This window comes from Arthrobacter sp. TJ-270 (genome assembly GCF_058269075.1).
In genome coordinates this window covers 1-17,687 of the sequence record NZ_JBZCNB010000009.1, presented here as the reverse complement: position 1 = coordinate 17,687, position 17,687 = coordinate 1, and the positions used below count along the sequence as shown (strand labels likewise).

At 65.1% G+C, this 17,687-nt stretch carries 16 protein-coding genes; 8 read left to right on the top strand and 8 right to left on the bottom strand.

Translation table 11 applies throughout. The features are described 5' to 3' along the window. Positions 1-6: 6 nt before the first annotated feature. From AC4D2M_RS14740 to AC4D2M_RS14715, 6 genes are all read left to right on the top strand, one after another. Complete coding sequence (locus tag AC4D2M_RS14740; protein WP_490892645.1) at positions 7-600, top strand: GNAT family N-acetyltransferase; 594 nt, start codon at positions 7-9, stop codon at positions 598-600. A 41-nt stretch (positions 601-641) separates the two neighbouring features. Then, positions 642-1,310 (top strand): TetR/AcrR family transcriptional regulator, encoded by a 669-nt coding sequence (locus tag AC4D2M_RS14735; protein ID WP_490892644.1) that lies wholly within the window; start codon positions 642-644, stop codon positions 1,308-1,310. 67 nt (positions 1,311-1,377) lie between these two features. Then, a complete protein-coding gene (locus AC4D2M_RS14730) occupies positions 1,378-2,292 on the top strand; it encodes an ABC transporter ATP-binding protein (RefSeq protein ID WP_490892643.1) in 915 nt (304 codons plus the stop codon). A 5-nt stretch (positions 2,293-2,297) separates the two neighbouring features. Then, positions 2,298-3,953 carry an ABC transporter permease gene (locus AC4D2M_RS14725; RefSeq protein WP_490892642.1) on the top strand — a complete coding sequence of 552 codons (1,656 nt, stop codon included), beginning with the start codon at positions 2,298-2,300 and terminating at the stop codon, positions 3,951-3,953. Positions 3,954-3,995: 42 nt separating this feature from the next. After that, complete coding sequence (locus AC4D2M_RS14720; RefSeq protein WP_490892641.1) at positions 3,996-4,592, top strand: DinB family protein; 597 nt, start codon at positions 3,996-3,998, stop codon at positions 4,590-4,592. Positions 4,593-4,725: 133 nt separating this feature from the next. Beyond that, positions 4,726-6,114: a glycoside-pentoside-hexuronide (GPH):cation symporter gene (locus tag AC4D2M_RS14715; protein WP_490892640.1), complete on the top strand. Its 1,389-nt coding sequence runs from the start codon at positions 4,726-4,728 to the stop codon at positions 6,112-6,114. Between the two features lie 24 nt (positions 6,115-6,138). Here the strand turns inward: AC4D2M_RS14715 and AC4D2M_RS14710 are convergent, their stop codons facing one another. Beyond that, positions 6,139-6,504, bottom strand: coding sequence for a VOC family protein (locus tag AC4D2M_RS14710; RefSeq protein WP_490892639.1), 366 nt, complete (start codon positions 6,502-6,504; stop codon positions 6,139-6,141). Between the two features lie 139 nt (positions 6,505-6,643). On the opposite strand from AC4D2M_RS14710, the gene murJ reads away from it, so the two are divergent. Continuing rightward, the gene (gene murJ, locus AC4D2M_RS14705; protein ID WP_490892638.1) at positions 6,644-8,176 is read left to right on the top strand and encodes a murein biosynthesis integral membrane protein MurJ; all 1,533 of its coding nucleotides are present in this window, start codon (positions 6,644-6,646) and stop codon (positions 8,174-8,176) included. An 8-nt stretch (positions 8,177-8,184) separates the two neighbouring features. Here murJ and AC4D2M_RS14700 read toward each other — a convergent pair whose 3' ends face one another. The 6 genes from AC4D2M_RS14700 to uraD all read right to left on the bottom strand — a co-directional run bounded on the left by AC4D2M_RS14700 (position 8,185) and on the right by uraD (position 14,485). Then, positions 8,185-9,384: an ATP-grasp domain-containing protein gene (locus AC4D2M_RS14700; RefSeq protein ID WP_490892637.1), complete on the bottom strand. Its 1,200-nt coding sequence runs from the start codon at positions 9,382-9,384 to the stop codon at positions 8,185-8,187. Positions 9,385-9,516: 132 nt separating this feature from the next. Next, positions 9,517-10,866 carry an 8-oxoguanine deaminase gene (locus AC4D2M_RS14695; protein ID WP_490892636.1) on the bottom strand — a complete coding sequence of 450 codons (1,350 nt, stop codon included), beginning with the start codon at positions 10,864-10,866 and terminating at the stop codon, positions 9,517-9,519. Between the two features lie 139 nt (positions 10,867-11,005). After that, positions 11,006-12,577, bottom strand: a complete 1,572-nt coding sequence (locus tag AC4D2M_RS14690) for a nucleobase:cation symporter-2 family protein (protein ID WP_490892635.1) — start codon at positions 12,575-12,577, stop codon at positions 11,006-11,008. 113 nt (positions 12,578-12,690) lie between these two features. Further along, entirely contained in the window at positions 12,691-13,650 is a 960-nt protein-coding gene (gene pucL / locus AC4D2M_RS14685; protein WP_490892634.1) for a factor-independent urate hydroxylase, read from the bottom strand. A 2-nt stretch (positions 13,651-13,652) separates the two neighbouring features. Next, the gene (gene uraH / locus AC4D2M_RS14680; RefSeq protein ID WP_490892633.1) at positions 13,653-13,994 is read right to left on the bottom strand and encodes a hydroxyisourate hydrolase; all 342 of its coding nucleotides are present in this window, start codon (positions 13,992-13,994) and stop codon (positions 13,653-13,655) included. Continuing rightward, on the bottom strand, positions 13,991-14,485 hold the full coding sequence (gene uraD / locus AC4D2M_RS14675) for a 2-oxo-4-hydroxy-4-carboxy-5-ureidoimidazoline decarboxylase (protein ID WP_490892632.1): 495 nt from the start codon (positions 14,483-14,485) through the stop codon (positions 13,991-13,993). The genes uraH and uraD overlap by 4 nt, the downstream gene beginning before the upstream one ends. A 243-nt stretch (positions 14,486-14,728) precedes the next feature. On the opposite strand from uraD, the gene AC4D2M_RS14670 reads away from it, so the two are divergent. Beyond that, positions 14,729-15,754: a PHP domain-containing protein gene (locus AC4D2M_RS14670; protein ID WP_490892631.1), complete on the top strand. Its 1,026-nt coding sequence runs from the start codon at positions 14,729-14,731 to the stop codon at positions 15,752-15,754. Between the two features lie 16 nt (positions 15,755-15,770). Here the strand turns inward: AC4D2M_RS14670 and aceE are convergent. Continuing rightward, on the bottom strand, positions 15,771-17,687 hold a 1,917-nt coding region (gene aceE, locus AC4D2M_RS14665; RefSeq protein WP_490892630.1), incomplete at its 5' end, for a pyruvate dehydrogenase (acetyl-transferring), homodimeric type.

Below are 17,687 nucleotides of genomic sequence, written 5' to 3'. Positions count from 1 at the left end.
GCGTCCATGACGGTTGAGGTCCATCCCGCTACAGCTGACCGGTTCGACGACGTCGCCTCCCTCCTTGCGCCGAAAACGCCGGGCGCCGGGGCTTGCTGGTGCCTGTCTCCCCGTTTGGCGTCGTCCGAGCTCAGTGCTTTGGGCGCCGAAGGCAGGCCTGCCCGGATGCGGCAGTTGTGCGGTGAGGATCCACCGCCCGGACTCCTCGCCTACCTGGATGGCGAACCCGTGGGCTGGTGCGCCGTCGGACCCCGGGCCAATATGGGGCGGCTCACCCGCTCGCGCACAATTCAGCAACTGGACGATCTTCCGGTGTGGAGCGTCATCTGCTTTGTGGTCAAGGCGGGATTCCGACGTCGTGGTGTTGCCACCCGGCTCCTGGAGGAAGCCGTCACCTTTGCCGGTTCACGCGGCGCTCCGGCAATCGAGGGCTATCCGGTCGACGCCGAGGGCACCCGCATCAACACGACGCTGGCCTTCGTCGGCACCACAGCGCTGTTCGAGAAAGTCGGGTTCGAGCGGGTCGCCGAAACGAAGGCAACGAGTGCCGGACGCCCCCGATGGATCATGCGGCGGGACCTGGAACAGCCCCGCCCTTAACCCTGTTGCCTGCGACTGAACACCCGTTTAGCATACTGAACATGCGTTTAGTCTCGAAGAACGCGGCCGACGCTGACCGCACCGATCTCACCGCTCGCGCGAGGTTGCGCGACGCGGCTGTCGAGCTGTTCGGACGGTCGGGCTTCAACGTCAGTGTGCGCGCCATCGCTGACGCCGCCGGCGTCAGTCCGGCACTGGTCCTGCACCATTTCGGGTCGAAGCAGGGCCTCCGTGAGAACTGTGACGCTTACGTTCTCCAGAGGATCCGTGAGTACAAGGAGCAGGCAGTCCGACCAGCGTCCGCTGACCAACTCCTGCTCACTATGGCCTCCGTGGAGGAGTCAGCACCGTTGGTCGGCTACGCGCTGCAGAGCCTGCAGGCCGGAGGTGATCTTGCGCGGTCCTTCATCGACCACTTCGCGGCGGACGCAGAAGAATGGATAGCGGAAGGGGTCAAAGCCGGGACCATCCTTCCCTCACTCGACGAGAAGGCCCGCGCCCGGTACCTCACCGTCCAGGGATTCGGCGCCCTGCTGCTGGACCTGACCCTCAACCCGCCGGCCGACCCCTCGGACTTCGCCGGCGCAATGCGGGGCTACCTGGCCCGTATGGGCCTGCCCAGTACCGAGCTCTTCACCCAGGGCCTCCTGACCGACCGTTCCATGCTGGACGCCTACCTCATGTATGTCGGCGACCCCCCGCAGCCCTGACTCCTCCGCGCTTTCACAACACAGTCTCACCCCGGTATTTCCAACACTCTTCCCAGAAGGTGTTCCCATGTCAGCAATCATCGAAGTGCGGCAGCTTAACAAGAGTTTCGGCTCCGTACGCGCACTCGACCAACTCGACCTCACGCTCGATCCCGGCGAAGTCCATGGATTCCTCGGCCCCAACGGTGCGGGAAAGTCGACCACCATCCGGATTCTCCTGGGGCTGCTCAGGGCGGACTCCGGTACTGCACGGCTCTTCGGACGGGATCCCTGGAACGCCGTCGAGCTTCACAGCCAGCTCACGTACGTACCCGGTGATGTGAGCCTTTGGCCCAAAATCACCGGCGGCGAAGCAATCGACCTGTTTGCCGGCCTGCGCGGAAGCTTCGATCGCACGCGCCGCAGTGAGCTCCTCGAACGGTTCAACCTCGATCCCACCAAGAAGACGCGTTCCTACTCCAAAGGGAACCGCCAGAAGGTGGCACTCATCGCGGCCCTGGCCAGCGACGTCGAACTCCTGATCCTGGACGAGCCCACCTCCGGCCTGGATCCCCTCATGGAGCGCGAGTTCCAGGAGTGCATCCGGGAGGTCAAGGCCGCAGGCCGCACCGTCCTGCTCTCCAGCCATATCCTCGCCGAGGTGGAAGCGCTCTGTGACCGCGTCACCATCATCCGGCAGGGCCGGACCGTGCAGAGCGGCACACTGGCCGAGCTTCGGCACCTCCGGCGCACCGCCGTCGTCGTTGTTAGCGATGGCGACGCGACAACGGTCGCTTCCATCCCGGGCGTCCATGACGTCCGCCAGGAGGAGGACAGGGTGCACTTCACAGCCGACGACGACGCCCTCCCGCCCGCCTTGGCACATCTCATTCCGCTGGGCGTCCGCAGCCTGATCAGCACGCCGCCGTCGTTGGAAGAACTCTTCCTCCACCAGTATGGAGACGGTGAGCGCCACGCCGCCGCCTCCAGCGGCAGGAGGTGAGCTCCATGAACGCCACACTCATCGCGGAACAGCGGAAACATAGAGCTACCGAGAGCGGCGTCGGAACCCTAACCGGAACCGTCCGCCTACTCCGGTTCGCACTGCGCAGGGACCGCATACGGATCCCGGCATGGGCGCTGGGGATAGGCGGGATGGCGGCCTACTTCGCCGCCGTGATCCCGCTCGCCTACCCTGACCAGGCCGCGCTGCAGACCCGCGCGAACATCATGCAGCAACCCTCCGGCGCCCTCCTTACCGGCCCCGGGTACGGCGCCGACAATTACACCTTCGGGGCCATGGTGACCAACGAGCTCCTCGGCATGCTCGCGGTCACCGCAGCGCTGATGTCCATCTTCCTGGTGATTCGGCATACGCGTGCGGAGGAGGAGAGCGGCCGGGCGGAGCTGGTCCGGGCCGGTGTCGTAGGGAGGCGTGCGCCGTTGGCCGCCGCCATCCTTGCGCTGCTGGTGGCGAACGCTGCCATCGGGGCCGCTCTCACTTCCGGCCTGTTGAGCAGCGGCCTGGTCCTCGAGGACACGCTGGCTGTATCTGCCGGAATGTCCCTCGTTGGTCTGGTCTTCGGCGGCGTCGCTGCGGTGACGGCACAGCTCAGCGAGCACGCCCGAACCGCGTCCGGCATGGCGGGGGCAGCGTTGGCGTTGGCGTTTGTGGTGCGCGGCGTTGGAGATGCGCAGGAGCCTGGAGGGAGCGCGCTCTCCTGGTTTTCACCCATCGCTTGGGCGCAGCAGACACGGGCCTTCACTGACCTGCGGTGGTGGCCGCTCCTGCTGTGCATCGGGCTTTTCGCTGTGCTGCTGGCTGGTGCGGTGCTGCTGACGGCACACCGCGACTTCGGTGCCGGCCTGCTTCCGGCGCGAAGCGGTCGAGGCAGCGCCCGTGCGTCACTGATCCATCCCGTCGGACTGACTTTGCGGATGGAACGGGGCAACATCATCGGGTGGGTGACCGGTCTCCTCATCTTCGCCCTGCTGACCGGCTCAATGGGGCAGGGGATCGTGGAAAGCTTCGAAGTGCAGCCCCAGCTGGCTGCCGTCTTCGGCCAGGGCGCGGATGGGGATGTCCTGCGGGCAACGCTCGCCTCCTTCATCGCGTTCTTCGCGATGGCGGTGGCGGTGTACGCGGTGGTCTCGGTCAACCGGCTGAGGGGCGAGGAAACTGACGGTCGCACCGGCGCAGTCCTCGCCACGCCGGTCAGCCGCACAGGCTGGTTGGTCAGCTCGCTCGCGGTCACCACGTTTGGGTCAGCGGTCATGCTTCTGGCGACGGGACTTGGCCTGGGTGTGGGGGCGGGAACCTCGCTAGGCGACCCGACCCTTGTCGAGGACTTCGCCCTCGCGGGCCTGGTTTATCTTCCCCTTGTCATGGGCTTCGCCGGTCTGGCAACAGTCTCCTACGGCGCACTGCGCGCCGGCCGGTGGTGGGTGTGGCTCCTACTGGTGAGTTCAATCATCGTGGGGCTCTACGGTCCCCTGCTGAACCTGCCCGACGCCGTCACCGATGCCGAGCCGTTCGGCCTGATGCCGCGTGTACCCGCAGAAGACCTTGATTTTCTTCCTGTCGCAACGGCGGCGCTGATTGCCCTGGTGCTGGTCGCTGCGGGAGCTTTTGCCTTCCGCCGTCGGGATCTGGAGGCTGGCTGAGTCCCCATAGTCCTTGTCAGAGGCAGCCAGTAGAGTGCCACCATGGACGATAAAGAAGTTCTGCACCGATACCTGCGCCTGCGCCGCGCTGACCTCCTGACCAAGGTGGAAGGCCTGGCGGACTATGACGCGCGCAGGCCGCTTACACCTACGGGAACCAACCTGCTGGGCCTGGTCAAGCACGTCGCAAGCGTCCAGTTGGGCTACTTCGGCGAGGTGTTCAACCGACCCAGTGGCCGGGACCTCCCCTGGTTCCAAGACGACGCCGCACCGGAAGCAGATCTGTGGCTCACCGCAGAGGAGACCCGCGAGGAGATCATCGAACTCCATCACTTTTCCGCCGCGCACACGGACGCCACCATCGAGGCGCTTCCGCTTCATGCCGTTGGTGAGGTTCCGTGGTGGTCACCGGAACGCCGCAGAGTGACCCTCCAGCAGATCCTCGTTCACATGTGCGTCGAGACTGCCCAGCACCTCGGCCACGCGGACATCCTCCGCGAGCAACTCGACGGCGCCATGGGGCGCGGTCCTGATGACCCGAACATGCCGCAGCGCAGCGCCGATGAGTGGGCCGAACACCGGGAACGTATCGAGACGGCGGCCCGGCATGCCCAACACGGTGCACAGCAGCCCCGGTAACGGCATTCGATAGCCCTCGTTACTCCCCCCTGAGTCGGAAGGTCATCCGCGCGCGGGCAGCTCTGGAGCGCTACGCTTAGGAAAACGTTTTCCGGCGGGCCTCAGAGTCCGAACGAGTACCGAAGCGGGGACCATGACGAAGCGAGTGACTCCTACACGGCTCCCCTTCACCAGCGTCGCCGCCTACGGTGCCGGCGACATCGCGAACAGCATGACCTTCTCCACCGCGGGCATGTTCCTGCTTGTCTACTACACGGATGTCGCCGGCATCCCGGCCGCTGCCGCGGGAACTCTCCTGCTGCTGGCGGGACTGTTCAACGCCGCAGCCGACGTGTTCGCTGGCAGGATTGCCGACCGTAACCACCACCGGCGGCTTGGGAAATTCCGCCCCTTTCTCCTCCTCGGCGCCGTCCCGTTGTGCTTGTCCGTGGCGATGTTCCACATTCACACGCTCGATTCCGACGGCACGCTGATCTACGCCTACATCTCCTACTTCGCGTATTGCCTCGCGTATAGCCTGGTGAACGTCCCGTACGGAGCCCTGGCCGGCACCCTCACCCGGGACCCTCGGGACCGCGCCCGGTTGGCGAGCGCCCGGACGATGGGCGGATTGGCCACCACGGCCTTCCTCGGCATTTTTATTGCACCGCAGTTCCAGAGCGGTGCCGACATCCAGGATGTCCTGACCACACTGACCATAGGGTTCGCGCTCGTCGGAACATTCCTATACCTGTTCACCGCACTGGCTACACGTGAGCAGCTTCCCTCCTCTGCACCGAAGCTCTCCCTGCGGGAGGCTCGAGCGACGCTTGCCCGGAACGTACCGCTACAGGTCCTGTGCGTCAGCTCCCTGTTCTTCATGACAGCCAACGTGGTCACGAACACCGCGAAGTTGTTCTACCTGCGGGATGTCCTTGGCCGGTTGGAACTGTTTGCATTCCTGACCGGCGCGCAGGTGGTCATCACGCTTGTTCTTGCACTGATGACCCCGCGCCTCGTTCAACGCTGGGGGAAGCGGTGCATCTACATTTCCGGCGGGCTCCTGGGCGCGGCCGGCGGTGTTCTGGTGTTCGCCGCCCCTGAGGAACTCGTCTGGCTCGCAGTAGGGGGCATGTTCCTCTCCCTGACGGGAGCAGCCGCCGTCAGCATTCTGCTGTGGGCCCTGGTCGCGGACACGGTCGAGTACGGGGAGTGGAAGACAGGGCACCGCACCGACGGAACCAACTACGCCCTTCTGGCCTCGACGCGGAAGGTCGGCATGGCCCTCGGCGGCGCGTTGGCCGGCTTCGCCCTCGCCTGGGGCGGCTATGTTTCCGGGGTGACAGAGCAAAGCGCGACGGCGGAACTGGGCATCCGTGTAGCCGCCGGCCTTGCTCCCGCGCTCGTCCTTCTCCTCGCCGTTGGCGTCATGCGGTGGTATCCCCTCACCGACGACGCACATGCCAGGCTTGTCCTGACCATCCAGGAGCGCAGTGCCGCCGGAAGTGGATCAGGTGGAATCGACGCCGGCGAATCACGTTAGGCCAGGTGAGGACGTAGGACCAGCTCAGTCCACGAAGAGGCAGAACGGGTGGCCGGCAGGGTCGAGGTAGACCCGGACGTCCTGCTGCGGCTGGAACCCCGCAAGTTCCGCGCCCTGCTCCACGGCGTGCGCACCGGCAGCGTCGAGGTCCTCAACGCGGATGTCCAGGTGCATCATCATCTGCGGGTCCCCTTCGCCCGCCGGCCAGACCGGCCTGACGTACTCCGGCTCGGTCTGGAAAGACAGCCCAGCGCTGCCGTCGGGCGCCTTGAGCATGACCCAGTCATCGTCCTCGAACGTCACCTCCCAACCCAGCAGGCGCCGATAGAAGTCGGCGAGCGCCCGCGCGTCGGGCGAATCGAGCACTGTTGCCGAAAGTTCCAACTTCATGAGACCTCCCTGTGGTTGAGCGGTATAACCGGACCAGTCTGGCGCGTAACGACAGTCGCTGGAAAGGGGGCATGTATTCTGTCAACTCCGGCCGGCAGGTGCAGCCGTGTGCCGCTCAGGAAGGATAGTGTGGGATTTCGTGGCCAGACTCGGGGGTAAGTCAATCTCGAGGGCGGCTGTCCTTGTCACCGGCCTCACCGCGGTATCCACACTCCTTGGCTTCCTTCGCGACGTCGTCATCGCGGCAGTGTTCGGGGCAGGTGCTGAACTGGACGCCTACCTTGTGGCGCAGGGCCTGATGAACATCGTGCTCGGCCTCGTGGCCTATGCGATGGCCCGTTCCGCCATTCCGGTGGTTTCCCGGGAAGCGGCTGCCGAGGAGAACGGGTGCAGGGGCCACACCGGTTTCGACGTCGCCTTCACCCTCACCATGGTGGTCCTCGGCGTGGGTGGAATCGTGATGGGGATCTTCGCCGGCCCGGTGACGTCGCTGCTGGCACCGGGGTTCGACGACGGTGAAACGGCCACCGCTGCGGCGCTCACCCGAATAGTGCTCGCCGCTACAGTGCTCGTCGCGGGTACCGACCTTCTCGCCGCGCTGGCCCAGTCACACGGCCGCTTCGCATGGGCGTCCCTGCAGGGTGTCCCCTTCAACCTGATCATGATCGCAGCGGCAGGACTCTTCGGTCCCCGCTATGGCATCACGGCCCTCGCCGTCGGATTCGTGGTCGGCTCCGGCGCGCGGCTCCTGCTGCAGATACCCCCGCTGCGCAGCCTCGGCACACGGGTGCGCCCGCGCCTGCAGCTGAAGGATCCGGGCTTCCGTGAGATTGCCGTGCTGGTGCCACCGATGCTGGTGGGCAGCGCCGTCGGAAACGTGAACACGCTCGTGGACCGCGCGGTCGGCTCCACGCTGGAGGAGGGCGCCATCACTGCGCTCTCCTACGGGTGGCGCCTCGTGAACCTGCCGGAGCAGCTCCTCATTGCCTCACTGCTCGTGCCGCTCTACCCGGCGATCAGCGCCTCCGTGAGCAACCTTCCGGAGCTCAGGCGCCTTGTGAACCGCGGCCTCTCCGTCACCGTGACGATCCTCGTACCCCTGTGCGTCGTGTTGGCGGTTGCCGCTGAACCGCTCGTGGAGATCGCCTTCGGCCGCGGTGCCTTCTCTCCGGAGGACATCGAGGACACCGCCACGGCTGTTCTCTGGTACACGCCCGCCCTACTGGCCCTGGGGTGTCGCCAGGTGGTTGTGAGTACGGCGTATGCGCTCGGCGACGCAAAAGCACCCGTGGTGGTCTCGGTCATTGCCATGGTGGTCAACGTGGTCGGCGACATCCTGCTGGCACCGGTCATGGGAATCGCCGGTATCGCGCTGGCGACAAGCGCATCGCTGGTGCTCGCGGCCGTCGCAAACGCCTGGCTTCTCAGACACCGGCACGACGGCGTGGACTTGCATGCTGCTCTTGTCCTCCTGCTGCGCGCGGCTCTCCTGGCCGCCGTCGCCGGCGCTGTAGGAGTTCTCCTGCTGAACCTGGTGCCCGGGCCGGCGCTGATGACGGTTTCCGTGGTCGCGATCTCGGTGTGCGGAACCTACGCGCTCGGGCTGATGGTGCTGCGCGCTCCCGAGGGACGGGTGCCGTTCGACATGCTGCGCGCGGCACGGCGCCGCTGACCCGCCGGTTACGAGGTGACGGAAGGCCGAAGCGTGGCCGGTTTGTTCCGCAGGAGCTTGGACGTAATCAGGTGCATGGTTGGTCCGGGGTCCTTCGGGTCCCACACGCTGTGCTTTGACATACTCGCCCAGCGGAGGGTGTCGAGGACGTCCGCAACAAGTCCGCCACGCCGTTCGATACGCGCGCGGCGCAGGTCGCCCGCCGTCCACGCGTACCTGAATCCGGGGGGCGCATCAGCCAGGTGCGGCACCGCCTCACCGAGCGCCAGCCGGCCCCACGCGTCCGCCAGCCCGGGGCGGGCGGCATTCGTCAGGGCAATCGACCCGAAGAAGCGGCCGTTGAAGTCGATGAGGTGGGAAACGCCGTCGTCGTCGGTCAGGAACTGCAGCTCCACCAATCCCCACCAGCCGATGTCTGAGAGCAGCGCTTCGACCTTCTCCGCGAGCGCGTGGTCGACGGCGACTGTTGTTGCACGTGCGGAGGCGCCGTTCGGGGTGGGCCACAGGCGCGGTGTCTGCTGCTGGACCCTGCCCTCGAGTCTTCCGTCCCGGAAAAACCCGATCAGTGCGCCCAGCTGCCCCCGAATGGGTTCCTGAAGGAGCGGTTCGGCCCCGAGCTGCTCCATGTACTCCACGCGTTCCCTGGCGGCGGCCACGCTGTCGAACAGCCGTGCCTCGATGCGGTGCGGCCGGGTCTGTCCGGGCGACCAGTGGGCCCGGGACTTCACAACAACCGGACCGTCCCAGTCAGCCAGCGCATCCGGTGTTGCCGGTACCGTTCGCGGCGCCGGCAGTCCTACCCGACCCGCGCTCTCAGCGAGCAGCACCTTGTCCAAGGCCTTCCCGACCGCCTCCGGCGAAGGGTGTGCCACCGTCGTCGGGATTCTGCTGCGGTAGGTAGCGAGGGCGGCCATCCAGTCATCACCGCCGCCGAAGACGACGTCGTACCTGCCGGCCTCCACGGCAGCACGGACGCCCCCGATGAAGGCATCACCGTCCCCGCGGGGACGAGGGACAAGGTGACTGGCGGAGACGGCCCGGGAAGTACAGAGCATCCCCCTGCCTTCTGGGGTACCCACCCCTACCGTCCAGCCGTCGGCACAGAGCGAGCGGGCCGCAGCAAGCGCACCGCGGTCACGCGATGTACTGACAATCAAGGCACGGCGCGGCGCAGTGGAACGATGGGCACTTTCGGGGTGCGGGTCCACGAGGCCTTCCTATAAATGGGCGAGAAGTCTTGTCCCAGCTTAGGAAAGTTAGTTGAGAAACCTTTGAAATCGATTGGGAACGGCGGGTCGTCGCGCAATATTGCTCGGCAAGGAGCACCATATGCACGCCGTTCATCCCACGAGCCGCCGCGCCGCTGCCGTGTGCTCAGCGATGAGCGACTCCAGATCCAGCCCGACGACGGCGCCATCCACGACGCGCCATTGCCCGCCGACCATGACCCTGTCCGCCCGGTCCGCCCCGCACAGCAGCAGGGCAGAGAGAGGGTCGTGGCTACCCGAGAAGCGCAGCTCATCCAGTCGGAACAGTGCAAGGTCGGCCTGCTTCCCCACTGCGAGCTGCCCGATATCGTCCCGTCCAAGCGCCGCCGCCGATCCCCGCGTCGCCCATCCGAGCGCCCGTGCGGGCGTAGCCAGCTCAGCACCGTACCGCAGCCTTTGGACGTAGAGAGCCTGACGGGCCTCGAGGATCAGGTTGGAGGCATCGTTCGACGCCGACCCATCCACACCCAGCCCCACCGCAACACCCGCTTCCTCAAGTTCAACCGCCCGGCAGATACCGGACGCGAGCCGCATGTTCGACGTCGGGCAGTGGGCGACACCGACGCCGGCCGCCCCAAGTTCCGCAATCTCACCGTCGTCGAAGTGGATTCCGTGCGCCAGCCAGGTTCTCGACCCCAGCCAGCCGACGCTGTCCAGGTACTCGACGGTCCTCATGCCGAAGCGCTCACGGCAGAAGTCCTCCTCATCGAGTGTCTCCGCCAGGTGCGTGTGCAACCGGACGTCATGCAGCTCCGCGAGGGCGGCGCTTGCCTTCATGATGTCCGTCGTCACGGAGAACGGGGAGCACGGAGCGAGTGCGATTTGAACCTGCGCTCCGGCACCGCGTTCGTGGTACTGGCTGATCAGCCTCTCGCTATCCGCGAGGATCACCTCGGCATCCTGCACGGTCTGCTGCGGCGGCAGGCCGCCGTCGTCCTCGCCAAGGGTCATGGAACCACGCGTCAGCATGGCACGCATGCCGAGTTCCCGGACCACGGATACCTGCACATCGATGGATTCCTCCATACCGCCGGGGAACAGGTAGTGGTGGTCCGCAGCTGTAGTGCAGCCGGAGAGCAGCAGTTCGGCGAGCGCCGCCGTCGTCGCCAGCTCAAGGTCGCGCGGCGTGAGCCGTGCCCATACGGGGTAGAGATTCACGAGCCAGGGGAACAGCGGCACGTTGACCACGGGTGCCCAGGCGCGGGTGAGTGTCTGGTAGAAGTGGTGATGCGTATTGATGAGGCCGGGGAGCACTACGTGGCCGCGGGCGTCGAAGACGGAATCGTAGCCGCACGACGGCGTCGTTCCCGTTCCGACGAGCTCCACGATGGCGGTGCCCTCGATGACCACCCCGCCACCGGCGTCGGAATCGTTGGCGGTGAAGATGGCGAGGGGGTCGCGGACCCAGATGCGTGTGGACATATGCCTTCTCGTTTCAGTAGGTGAAACGGCACAGGACCACCGGCGACGGCGGGGTGTGCCGTCAGCTCAGTGGTCCTGTCTGCTGATCCAGGTGTGGGATCCCTGCCTGCCTCCCTGTGTGCGAAGGCAGGCAGGAGCTTTAGTGCTCCTTGTCGGGTGACTCGTCGCAGATTTTGCGGATGTCCTCGACACAGCTGATTTCGCCGTTGTCCAGCTTCTCCTTCACCACAACGTACTGCGCCGCGGTCACCACGGGGATCTCCGTGCCGTCTGCGGCCACGAGCTTGCCGCCCTGGAAGCTGTCGCCGTCCTGTAGGGCGGCGAGTTCGTCCGTCCGCACCATGCGGGGCGGGCTGGCAACGAACACGGAGGCGCGGTTCGGGTTGCCCGCCTTGAGGTGGTTGAAGAGCAGGTTGAGCAGCACCGCCATGATGGCCGCGGAACTGATGCCCGAGTGGAAGATGATGCCGAACCAGGTGGGGAACTCATCGTAGAACGTTGGTGCCACCACGGGGATCATCCCGAAGGCGAGTGACACGGCGACGATGACCAGGTTCATGTTGCCCTCGTACTCCACCTTCGCGAGGGTGCGGATACCGCTGGCGGCCACCGTGCCGAAAAGGACGATGCCTGCGCCGCCGAGCACCGGCGTCGGAACTGCCGCAACGAGGCGGGCCAGGATGGGCAGGAGGCCGAGGATCACCATGATCAGTCCTCCCGCGCTGACAACGTATCGGCTGCGGATGCCGGTGATGGCCACAAGGCCAACGTTCTGCGCGAACGCTGTCTGGGCGAAGGAATTGAAGACCGGAGCAAGCGCGCTGGAGAGCATGTCGGCGCGCAGTCCGTCGGCGATGCGGCGGGAGTCAACCTTCGTCTTTGCGATCTCACCCACGGCGAGGATGTCCGCCGTCGTCTCCGTCATGCAGACGAGGATCACGATTGTCATGGAGATTATGGCGGCGAGGTCGAATACCGGCCAGCCGAAGGCGAACGGCTGCGGGAAGGCGAAGATGGCGCCGTTCCCGACGTTCGAGAAGTCGGCCAGTCCCAGGAGCGCGGCGATCACCGTGCCGACCACGATCGCGAGAAGGATGGAAAGGCGTGAGATTGCGGCGTTGCCCAGTTTGCTCAGGAGAAGGACCAGAGCAAGTGTTCCCGCGGCGAGCGCAATGTTGGTGAGGCTGCCGTAGTTATCGGCGGTCGGATTGCCACCCATTGCCCAGTTGGCCGCCACCGGCATCAGGGTCAGCCCGATGGTGGTGATGATGACGCCGGTGACCACAGGTGGGAAGAACTTGATTATTTTTGCGAAGAAGGGCGCGAGGACCAGACCGATCAGGGAGGCCACGAGAACCGCGCCAAACACGGTCTGGAGGCCACCGCCGCCGCTGAGGATGGCGGTCATGGTGGCGACCCCCGCGAAGGAGACACCCTGAACGAGTGGGAGCTGCGAGCCGAAGAACTTGATGCCGTAGCTCTGCAGGATGGTAGCGGCGCCGCCCACGAAGAGACAGGAGGCAATCAGGACGGCGATGTCCTCCTGGGATAGGCCCGCGGCGGTGCCTACGATGAGCGGCACAGCGATGATTCCGCCGTACATGGTGAGGACGTGCTGAAATCCGTAGGTGAAGGTACGGCCGATAGGCAGCCGTTCATCCTCGGGACGCTGTGGTTTAGCCTGTTGTTTCGTAGAACTGACTGCTTTCATGAGTATGACTTCCTTGTCTCACATGAGTAGTTGGATGAACGGCCGGACACGTGCCGGTGTGCGGCCGTTCACGGTTGGGGCGGCGCTGTTCAGGCGTCCGCCCCAGCCGTTTCTCAGCAGAATCCGGGAATGTTGGCCCAGATCCCCGCTTCGCTGGGAGCCGCGTCGGTGCGCTCGCGCTCGACGGTGGCTTGGATGAGTCCGTACGGACGGTCGGCTGCAAAGAAGACCTCGCCCGGGTTGTCGAGACCGAAGGGCTCGAGGTCAACGAGGAAGTGGTGCTTGTTCGGCAGGGAAAGTTTAATCTCCTCAATTTCCGGGTGCGCCTCGAGCGCCTGCTTGCCCATCTCGAACATGGTCTGCTGGAGGGCCAGTGAGTGGGTCTGGGCGAAAGCGTCGAGGAAGATCCCGCGCACGCTGGCGTAGATCTCGGTGAAGTTGATGTCCGTGGTGTCCGGCGCGTAACGCCAGCGGGCACTCACATCGGTGGCAAGGATGCGGTCGGTGGTTTCCTGAAGCGTGGTGTACCGGTCGCGGGGGAAGCCGTGGAACTCGGATCCGGTCGACTTCAGCACGGTGAGGTCTTCGATGCCCGCGACGATGTGGCGCACACCGTTCTCAATGAGCAGGACCGCTGTGCGGGTCTCGGACTTGTTGCGCGAGAACGCGTGGTCATGATCGCTGATGCGGTCCCAGAAGTACTGCTCCGCTTCCCAGCGGCCGCCGGAGACCCAGTCAAAGCTCTCGGTGAAGTGCTTCCCCAGGCGCAGCAGGAACTGCTCAGGGGAGCCGACGCCGTCGCGGGCAAATGCGTACACGGTGTTCTTCTGTGTGTCGGTGGCAACAACCTTCGAGTTGTCGCCCTCGGTGTGTGCGGACTCGAAGTCGCCGTGCAGCTGCGAGGTGACGTTGAGGTCCTCGATCTGGTGGCGGGCCGTGTCGCGCGTGATCTTCACGAGCCGGCATTCCGCCTTCCCGTACTGGTTGCGGCCCAGGACAATGCGGCCGCCGGTCGCGGCGTTCTCGTCGGGGTTGGGTGCGGTGGAGCTTGATTCGATGGTTGGCGTAGTCATTGTCAGCTTCCTCGGTAGGTGGAATAGGCGAAGGGACTAATCAGAAGTGGCACGTGGTAATGCTGTGCCGGGTCGGTGAGTTCGAAGATGAGAGAGACGGACGGGAAGAACGTCTCGGTGCCGGTGGCGGCGAAGTAACTGCCGGTTTCAAAGTCGATCCGGTAGGTTCCCGCCTCCAGTGCTTCGGGCCCCAGGGAGGTGATGCGGCCGTCGTCGTCGGTGGTTCCTTTCGCTACTTCCTGCCAACCGTCCGGCGCCTGCCTGTCCAGGCGGGCTGCGACCCCGACGGCGGGGCGTCCGGTTCCGGTGTCGAGCACGTGGGTGGTGATGTGGCTGCGGCTCATGCTGCAAGGACTCCCTTGAGTCGAAGGATGGCGATTTCACGCAATTGCTGGGCGATGATGTCCAGCTCCTGCTCGGGCGGATTGAGCAGTCGCTCGTCGAGCGCGGCGAGGATGTCCTCTGCGCTGCGTCCCGCGGCCCGGATGAGGAAGACACGCCCAAACTTCTCCTCGTAGGCGCGGTTGCCTTCGAGGAGCGCGGTTTGGGTTTCGACGGCGGTGCTGACGCCCGCCTGCTCACCCCGGGACATGGTCGCTTCGGTGGTGTCCCCCTGGGCCCTTTCGCCGATGCGCGGGTGGTGCGCCAGGGCGCCGTCGATCTCGTCCTCCGTCCACGGATGCGCTGCAGTCCCGGCGAAGGCGATCAGGTCAGCTTCCGAGGAGAACGGCCGTGCATCGACGATGGCGCTCACCCAGCGCGGAATATCAACGCAGGGTGTCAATTGCGCTGCGGCGTCAGCGGGGGTACAGGTGTTGAGGGTTTCAAGGCGCATGGGTGTCAGCTTTCGTTAGAGCGCTACCGCCAGCGCTGAACACCCTTACCCTCGAACGAATTCGATTTGACTCGATGTTTCCGGCGATAGTCTAGGAACCAGAAGGTTTCTATATTGTGGAAGTTGATTTCCGATTTCAGTGTAGTCCGTGTCACACGGTTACTGTCAAGCGTTATCTGCATCACATCTCAAAACCGCCCGTGCGGAAACGGCTACAGGACGGAAATGATGGAAGATAGGCCTATGGAAGCCACCGCTGCCCTGAACGAAATCGCCTTCTGGCTGGAACGGGAACTGGCTCCCAGTTTCAAGGTGCAGGCTTTCCGCCGTGCGGCCGCCACAATCGCCGACCTTGAGCCTGACGAACTCGCACAGCGTGCCCGCGACGGCCGACTCAAACGCATGAAAGGCATCGGAGCGCGCTCCTTAGAGGTGATCACCCAGGCGCTCGACGGTGAGGTCCCGTCCTATCTCGCCGACCTGCGGGAGCGGTCAGAGGAAGCACTCGCCGATGGCGGCTCCCAACTTCGCGCCCTCCTTCGAGGTGATCTGCACAGCCACAGCGACTGGTCCGACGGCGGGAGCCCCATCCCGCTCATGGTCGACGCCGCCCGCGCGCTCAACCGCGAATACCTCGCGCTGACCGACCACTCCCCCAACCTGAAAATCGCAAACGGCCTGAGCGCGGAGCGCCTTACCGAGCAGCTTCAGATCGTGGACCAGATCAACGACGACGACGGCGACGGCTTCCGCCTGCTCAAGGGCATCGAAGTGGACATCCTTGAGGACGGAACGCTGGACCAGTCCCCGGAGATGCTCGGCCGGCTGGACATCGTCGTCGCCAGCGTCCACTCCAAACTGCGCGCGGACCGCCAGACCATGACCGCACGCATGCTCGGCGGCATTCGTGATCCGCACACCAACATCCTTGGCCACTGCACGGGCCGCCTGGTGCAGGGTTCCCGCGGGCAGCGTCCACAATCCGAGTTCGATGCCGAGAAAGTCTTCGACGCCTGCGCCGAGAACAACGTGGCGGTGGAGATCAACTCCCGGCCTGAGCGGCAGGATCCCCCCGATGACCTGATCAAGTTGGCCCTCGACACCGGCTGCCTCTTCAGCATCGACAGCGACGCCCACGCCCCCGGACAGCTCGACTTCCTCCAGTACGGTGCACAACGGGCCGAGGCCAACGGCGTGCCGGCCGAGCGCATCATCACCACCTGGCCGCTGGAGAAGCTCCTCGAGTGGGCGGGCTCCTCCTCCTCCTGACCCTGCCAACTCAGCGTCAGGGCAGGGTCAGCAGGGAGTACTTTTCGATGGCTTGGCGTGGTGCGTCCTGATCGACCTCTCCTCGCTTGGCGAGGAGTTCGAGGGTGCGTACGACGACGGAGTGTGAGTCGATCTTGAAGTACCGCCGGGCGGCGGCGCGGGTGTCAGAGAAGCCGAAGCCGTCGGCGCCGAGGGTGGCGAAGTCCTGCGGGAGGAACTGCCGGATCTGGTCGGGTACGGCTTTCATGTAGTCCGTGACCGCGACGATCGGTCCAGGTGCTTCACCGAGTTGCTCGGTGATGAATGGGACGCGCGTTTCGGTGCCGGGGTTGAGGAAGGCGTCTTCCTCGGCGGCGAGCGCGTCGCGTCGCAGTTCGGTCCAGGAGGTCACCGACCACACATCAGCGGAAACACCCCAGTGGTCCGAGAGGAGTTCCTGCGCCTCGAGCGCCCACGGCACAGCAACACCGGAGGCGAGAAGTTGGGCTTTTGGCTTGCAGTCGTCGTCGTTGCCCGGCTTCAATCGGTAGATGCCGCGAATGACGGCGTCTGCGTCCAGCCCGGCCGGCAACGGAGGTTGGACGATGGGCTCGTTGTAAACCGTCAGGTAGTACATGACATTGGGATCATCGGATTTCCCGCCATACATGCGCTCAAGTCCGGCGCGCATGATGATGCCAAGCTCGTACCCGTAGGCCGGATCGTAGGTGATGACGGCAGGGTTGGTGGCGGCGAGGATGGGTGAGTGTCCGTCTGCGTGCTGCAGGCCTTCGCCGGTGAGGGTGGTGCGTCCGGCGGTGGCGCCGATTATGAAGCCGCGGGTCATCTGGTCACCGGCGGCCCAGAAGGAGTCACCGGTGCGCTGGAATCCGAACATCGAGTAGAAGACGTAGATCGGGATCAGCGGCTGACCCTGCGTCGCGTAGGCGGTGCCCGCAGCAGTAAAGGCAGCCACCGCGCCTGCCTCGTTGATGCCCGGGTGCAGGATGGCACCTGCCGGTGACTCCTTGTAGGCGAGGACCAAGTCCCGGTCCACGGAAAGGTAGTTCTGGCCCTTGGGGTTGTAGATCTTCGCCGTCGGGAAGAAGGCATCCATGCCGAAGGTACGCGATTCGTCCGGCACGATCGGAACGATCCTCGACCCCAGGCCCTTGTCCCGCATGAGGTCCTTGAGCAGACGCACGAAGGCCATGGTGGTGGCAGCCTGCTGCTTCCCCGAACCCCGGTTGGCTACCTCATAGGTCTTGTCGCCCGGCAAATCCACAGCTGCACCGTGAGGACGGCGTTCAGGAACAAACCCGCCAAGTGCACGACGCCGGTCCAGCAGGTATTGGATCTCCTTCGACTCTGGTCCCGGATGGAAGTAGGGAGGTGCGTACGGATCCGCTTCCAGCACCTCATCAGGAATCGGGATTCTGAGGTAGTCCCGGAACTCCTTCAGGTCCTGAATGGTCAGTTTCTTCATCTGGTGGGTCGCGTTGCGGCCCTCGAAATGCGGTCCGAGGCCGTAGCCCTTGACGGTCTTGGCCAGGATCACGGTGGGCTTGCCCTTGAACTCCGTGGCAGCCTTGTACGCCGCGTAGACCTTCCGGTAGTCATGCCCGCCGCGCTTCAGGCCCCACACCTGGGCGTCGGTCATGTCCGCCACGAGATCCTTCGTGGCCGGAGTCTTGCCGAAGAAGTGATCGCGGACGAACCCGCCGGATTCGGCCTTGTAGGTCTGGTAGTCACCGTCGGCGGTTTCGTTCATGATGTTCACCAGTTCCCCGGTGGTGTCCCGGGCCAGCAGGTCATCCCATTCCCGGCCCCAGACAACCTTGATCACGTTCCAGCCCGCACCGCGGAAGAATGCCTCGAGTTCCTGCATGATCTTCCCGTTACCCCGGACAGGCCCGTCCAGGCGCTGCAGGTTGCAGTTGATCACGAAATTCAG

Coding starts and splice junctions, on each gene's coding strand:
- AC4D2M_RS14695 (WP_490892636.1), bottom strand. CDS start 10,866: ATGTCCACACGCATCTGGGTCCGCGACCCCCTCGCCATCTTCACCGCC.
- AC4D2M_RS14735 (WP_490892644.1), top strand. CDS start 642: ATGCGTTTAGTCTCGAAGAACGCGGCCGACGCTGACCGCACCGATCTC.
- AC4D2M_RS14740 (WP_490892645.1), top strand. CDS start 7: ATGACGGTTGAGGTCCATCCCGCTACAGCTGACCGGTTCGACGACGTC.
- AC4D2M_RS14690 (WP_490892635.1), bottom strand. CDS start 12,577: ATGAAAGCAGTCAGTTCTACGAAACAACAGGCTAAACCACAGCGTCCC.
- uraD (WP_490892632.1), bottom strand. CDS start 14,485: ATGCGCCTTGAAACCCTCAACACCTGTACCCCCGCTGACGCCGCAGCG.
- uraH (WP_490892633.1), bottom strand. CDS start 13,994: ATGAGCCGCAGCCACATCACCACCCACGTGCTCGACACCGGAACCGGA.
- AC4D2M_RS14715 (WP_490892640.1), top strand. CDS start 4,726: ATGACGAAGCGAGTGACTCCTACACGGCTCCCCTTCACCAGCGTCGCC.
- AC4D2M_RS14725 (WP_490892642.1), top strand. CDS start 2,298: ATGAACGCCACACTCATCGCGGAACAGCGGAAACATAGAGCTACCGAG.
- AC4D2M_RS14730 (WP_490892643.1), top strand. CDS start 1,378: ATGTCAGCAATCATCGAAGTGCGGCAGCTTAACAAGAGTTTCGGCTCC.
- AC4D2M_RS14720 (WP_490892641.1), top strand. CDS start 3,996: ATGGACGATAAAGAAGTTCTGCACCGATACCTGCGCCTGCGCCGCGCT.
- AC4D2M_RS14710 (WP_490892639.1), bottom strand. CDS start 6,504: ATGAAGTTGGAACTTTCGGCAACAGTGCTCGATTCGCCCGACGCGCGG.
- AC4D2M_RS14670 (WP_490892631.1), top strand. CDS start 14,729: ATGGAAGCCACCGCTGCCCTGAACGAAATCGCCTTCTGGCTGGAACGG.
- pucL (WP_490892634.1), bottom strand. CDS start 13,650: ATGACTACGCCAACCATCGAATCAAGCTCCACCGCACCCAACCCCGAC.